At 55.1% G+C, this 5584-nt stretch carries 3 rRNA genes; all 3 read left to right on the forward strand.

Going from position 1 to position 5584, the window contains the following annotated elements:
- Positions 1 to 221 precede the first annotated feature (221 nt).
- Positions 222 to 1744: ribosomal RNA gene (locus GONAM_RS18985) — 16S ribosomal RNA — on the forward strand.
- A 469-nt stretch (positions 1745 to 2213) separates the two neighbouring features.
- Positions 2214 to 5351 (forward strand): 23S ribosomal RNA (locus GONAM_RS18990).
- Positions 5352 to 5463: 112 nt separating this feature from the next.
- A 5S ribosomal RNA gene (rrf, locus tag GONAM_RS18995) occupies positions 5464 to 5580 on the forward strand.
- The 16S, 23S and 5S rRNA genes sit together here, the layout of an rRNA operon.
- Positions 5581 to 5584: the final 4 nt, after the last annotated feature.

Below are 5584 nucleotides of genomic sequence, written 5' to 3' on the forward strand. Positions count from 1 at the left end.
TGGTGGGTGTGTGTTCTTTGAGAACTCGATAGTGTGATGATGAATTGTCTGATGCCATTTTGGCATCGAGCATTCTTTATGGATGTAGATGTTTATTTTTTGACATCATCTTGGGCCCCGTCCTGGGGTGGTGTCTTGCTAGTTTTGGATTGGTCAGGTTTGCTTTCCTGATTGTGTTGAAACGCTGGCGCTTGTGGGTGCTGGTTTTGTTTCACTATTTTTTCATGGAGAGTTTGATCCTGGCTCAGGACGAACGCTGGCGGCGTGCTTAACACATGCAAGTCGAACGGAAAGGCCCAGCTTGCTGGGTACTCGAGTGGCGAACGGGTGAGTAACACGTGGGTGATCTGCCCTGAACTCTGGGATAAGCCTGGGAAACTGGGTCTAATACCGGATATGACCTTACGTTGCATGACGTTTGGTGGAAAGCTTTTGCGGTTCAGGATGGGCCCGCGGCCTATCAGCTTGTTGGTGGGGTAATGGCCTACCAAGGCGACGACGGGTAGCCGACCTGAGAGGGTGATCGGCCACACTGGGACTGAGACACGGCCCAGACTCCTACGGGAGGCAGCAGTGGGGAATATTGCACAATGGGCGCAAGCCTGATGCAGCGACGCCGCGTGAGGGATGACGGCCTTCGGGTTGTAAACCTCTTTCACCAGGGACGAAGCGTGAGTGACGGTACCTGGAGAAGAAGCACCGGCCAACTACGTGCCAGCAGCCGCGGTAATACGTAGGGTGCGAGCGTTGTCCGGAATTACTGGGCGTAAAGAGCTCGTAGGCGGTTTGTCGCGTCGTCTGTGAAATTCTGCAACTCAATTGTAGGCGTGCAGGCGATACGGGCAGACTTGAGTACTACAGGGGAGACTGGAATTCCTGGTGTAGCGGTGAAATGCGCAGATATCAGGAGGAACACCGGTGGCGAAGGCGGGTCTCTGGGTAGTAACTGACGCTGAGGAGCGAAAGCGTGGGTAGCGAACAGGATTAGATACCCTGGTAGTCCACGCCGTAAACGGTGGGTACTAGGTGTGGGGCTCATTTCACGAGTTCCGTGCCGTAGCTAACGCATTAAGTACCCCGCCTGGGGAGTACGGCCGCAAGGCTAAAACTCAAAGGAATTGACGGGGGCCCGCACAAGCGGCGGAGCATGTGGATTAATTCGATGCAACGCGAAGAACCTTACCTGGGTTTGACATACACCAGACGCATGTAGAGATACATGTTCCCTTGTGGTTGGTGTACAGGTGGTGCATGGCTGTCGTCAGCTCGTGTCGTGAGATGTTGGGTTAAGTCCCGCAACGAGCGCAACCCTTGTCCTGTATTGCCAGCGGGTTATGCCGGGGACTTGCAGGAGACTGCCGGGGTCAACTCGGAGGAAGGTGGGGATGACGTCAAGTCATCATGCCCCTTATGTCCAGGGCTTCACACATGCTACAATGGCTGGTACAGAGGGCTGCGATACCGTGAGGTGGAGCGAATCCCTTAAAGCCAGTCTCAGTTCGGATTGGGGTCTGCAACTCGACCCCATGAAGTCGGAGTCGCTAGTAATCGCAGATCAGCAACGCTGCGGTGAATACGTTCCCGGGCCTTGTACACACCGCCCGTCACGTCATGAAAGTCGGTAACACCCGAAGCCGGTGGCCTAACCCCTTGTGGGAGGGAGCTGTCGAAGGTGGGATCGGCGATTGGGACGAAGTCGTAACAAGGTAGCCGTACCGGAAGGTGCGGCTGGATCACCTCCTTTCTAAGGAGCACACAACATCACCCATTTCTGCCGGCGTATGTCCGTGCGGTGGGTGTGTGTTCGAGGGTGAAACATCAGACAGGTCAACGACTGTGCACTCGCACAGTATCGGGGCCCACCGCCAGGCTGTGAGGCCGGCGGGTTCACGTCACACTATCGGGGTTCTGAGAGAACACGCGGCACACTTTCGGGTGTGAATCGGGTTGTCTCTGACCTAGCTGGTTGTTGCGAGATCGTGCAGATCTGTCCTGTGATGGGGTGGGAGCGGTTGAGGGGCGGCTGGTGTGTGTTGTTTGAGAAGTGCATAGTGGATGCGAGCATCTTTATTTCAAACCAATGCTTCGACTCGTGAGGGTTGGAGTGCTTGGTCTGTGATTTAGCAGAAATGATTTTTTTGTGATGTCTACATTCGATCCCCGCTGAAGCGGTTCGTGAGAACTGTTGGGGTGGGGGTGGTTTGTAGGTGTTGTTGTAAGTGTGTAAGGGCGTTCGGTGGATGCCTTGGTACCAGGAGCCGATGAAGGACGTGGTAGGCCGCGATAGTCCTCGGGGAGTTGTCAAACGAGCTGTGATCCGAGGGTGTCCGAATGGGGAAACCCAGCACGAGTGATGTCGTGTTACCCACCTCTGAATGTATAGGGGGTGTGGAGGGAACGTGGGGAAGTGAAACATCTCAGTACCCATAGGAAGAGAAAACAAAATGTGATTCCGTGAGTAGTGGCGAGCGAAAGCGGATGAGGCTAAACCATGCGCATGTGATACCGGGTAGGGGTTGTGTGTGTGGTGTTGTGGGGTTCATCTTCTTCCATCTGCCTGTGGAAGCGTGAGTCAGAAAATCGTGTGTTAGGTGAAGTGGCCTGGAATGGTCTGCCGTAGACGGTGAGAGTCCGGTAGCTGAAAACACATGGTCTTGCGTGATGGATGCCCAAGTAGCAGCGGGCTCGTGGAATCTGCTGTGAATCTGCCGGGACCACCCGGTAAGCCTGAATACTTCCTGGTGACCGATAGCGGACAAGTACCGTGAGGGAAAGGTGAAAAGTACCCCGGGAGGGGAGTGAAATAGTACCTGAAACCGGACGCTTACAATCCGTCAAAGCCTGTGCACAGTTTACTGTGGTGGGTGATGGCGTGCCTTTTGAAGAATGAGCCTGCGAGTTAGTGCTCGGTGGCGAGGTTAACCCGTGTGGGGTAGCCGTAGCGAAAGCGAGTCTGAATAGGGCGAAAGAGTCGCCGGGTCTAGACCCGAAGCGGAGTGATCTACCCATGGCCAGGGTGAAGCGACGGTAAGACGTCGTGGAGGCCCGAACCCACTTCAGTTGAAAATGGAGGGGATGAGCTGTGGGTAGGGGTGAAAGGCCAATCAAACTCCGTGATAGCTGGTTCTCCCCGAAATGCATTTAGGTGCAGCGTCACATGTTTCTTACCGGAGGTAGAGCTACTGGATGGCCGATGGGCCCCACAGGGTTACTGACGTCAGCCAAACTCCGAATGCCGGTAAGTGAGAGTGTGGCAGTGAGACTGCGGGCGATAAGGTTCGTAGTCGAGAGGGAAACAGCCCAGATCGCCGGCTAAGGCCCCTAAGCGTGTACTAAGTGGAAAAGGATGTGGGGTCGCGAAGACAACCAGGAGGTTGGCTTAGAAGCAGCCACCCTTGAAAGAGTGCGTAATAGCTCACTGGTCAAGTGATCCTGCGCCGACAATGTAGCGGGGCTCAAGTACACCGCCGAAGCCGCGGCACTCACACAATAGCCCGTTCATCGTTTACGGATGGTGAACCAGGTGTGTGGGTGGGTAGGGGAGCGTCCTGCATCCGTGGAAGCCACAGAGTGATCTAGTGGTGGAGGGTGTGGGAGTGAGAATGCAGGCATGAGTAGCGAAAGAAGAGTGAGAAACTCTTCCGCCGAATGACCAAGGGTTCCTGGGCCAGGCTAATCCGCCCAGGGTGAGTCGGGACCTAAGGCGAGGCCGACAGGCGTAGTCGATGGACAACGGGTTGATATTCCCGTACCCGTGTATCCGCGCCCATGCTGAATCAGTTGTACTAACCATCCAGATCCCCCAGGAGCACCTTCGGGTGCCAGGTTGGGGTGATGCATGGGACCTTGGCTGGTAGTAGGCAAGCGATGGGGTGACGCAGGAAGGTAGTGGGGCCAGTCAGTGGTTGTACTGGTGTAAGCCTGTAGGGCGTGTTCTAGGCAAATCCGGAACACATTCAGCCTGAGAGGTGATGCGTAGCCGTTGCGGCGAATTCCATGATCCTATGCTGCCGAGAAAAGCCTCTAGTGAGTTGGTACACGGCCCGTACCCCAAACCAACACAGGTGGTCAGGTAGAGAATACTAAGGCGATCGAGAGAACTGTGGTTAAGGAACTCGGCAAAATGCCCCCGTAACTTCGGGAGAAGGGGGACCCAGACTGGTGACGATCCTTGCGGTCTGAGCTGGTGTGGGTCGCAGAGACCAGAGAGAAGCGACTGTTTACTAAAAACACAGGTCCGTGCGAAGTCGTAAGACGATGTATACGGACTGACGCCTGCCCGGTGCTGGAAGGTTAAGAGGACCGGTTAGTTCCCTTTGGGGAGCGAAGCTGAGAATTTAAGCCCCAGTAAACGGCGGTGGTAACTATAACCATCCTAAGGTAGCGAAATTCCTTGTCGGGTAAGTTCCGACCTGCACGAATGGCGTAACGACTTCTCTGCTGTCTCAACCACAGACTCGGCGAAATTGCAGTACGAGTAAAGATGCTCGTTACGCGCGGCAGGACGAAAAGACCCCGGGACCTTCACTATAGCTTGGTATTGGTGTTCGGTTCGGTTTGTGTAGGATAGGTGGGAGACTGTGAAGTGGGCACGCCAGTGTTCATGGAGTCGTTGTTGAAATACCACTCTGATCGTATTGGACTTCTAACCTCGGACCCTGATCGGGTTCAGGGACAGTGCCTGGTGGGTAGTTTAACTGGGGCGGTTGCCTCCCAAAGAGTAACGGAGGCGCCCAAAGGTTCCCTCAGCCTGGTTGGCAATCAGGTGTTGAGTGTAAGTGCACAAGGGAGCTTGACTGTGAGACGTACATGTCGAGCAGGGACGAAAGTCGGGACTAGTGATCCGGCACCGGCAAGTGGAAGCGGTGTCGCTCAACGGATAAAAGGTACCCCGGGGATAACAGGCTGATCTTCCCCAAGAGTCCATATCGACGGGATGGTTTGGCACCTCGATGTCGGCTCGTCGCATCCTGGGGCTGGAGTAGGTCCCAAGGGTTGGGCTGTTCGCCCATTAAAGCGGCACGCGAGCTGGGTTTAGAACGTCGTGAGACAGTTCGGTCTCTATCCGCCGCGCGCGTAAGAAACTTGAGGAAACCTGTCCCTAGTACGAGAGGACCGGGACGGACGAACCTCTGGTGTGCCAGTTGTCCCGCCAGGGGCACCGCTGGTTAGCTACGTTCGGAAGGGATAACCGCTGAAAGCATCTAAGCGGGAAGCCTGTTCCAAGATGAGGTTTCTCACCCTCTTTGCAGGGTTAAGGCCCCCTACAGACCATGGGGTTGATAGGCCAGAACTGTACGCACAGCAATGTGTTCAGGTGACTGGTACTAATCGGCCGAGGACTTACCAACAACACCCACACACCACAGAAACACGTTTTCTGGTGTGTTCGCATCCACTATGACACTTCTGAAACAACACACAAACAAACAAATGACCTGTTTGTTGGTTGTTTTATAGAGTTACGGCGGCCATAGCGGAGGGGAAACGCCCGGCCCCATTCCGAACCCGGAAGCTAAGCCCTCCAGCGCCAATGGTACTGCACCTTAATCAGTGTGGGAGAGTAGGACACCGCCGAACACAA

The sequence above is a fragment of the Gordonia namibiensis NBRC 108229 genome, assembly GCF_000298235.1.
In the GTDB taxonomy this organism is placed as follows: Bacteria; Actinomycetota; Actinomycetes; order Mycobacteriales; family Mycobacteriaceae; genus Gordonia; species Gordonia namibiensis.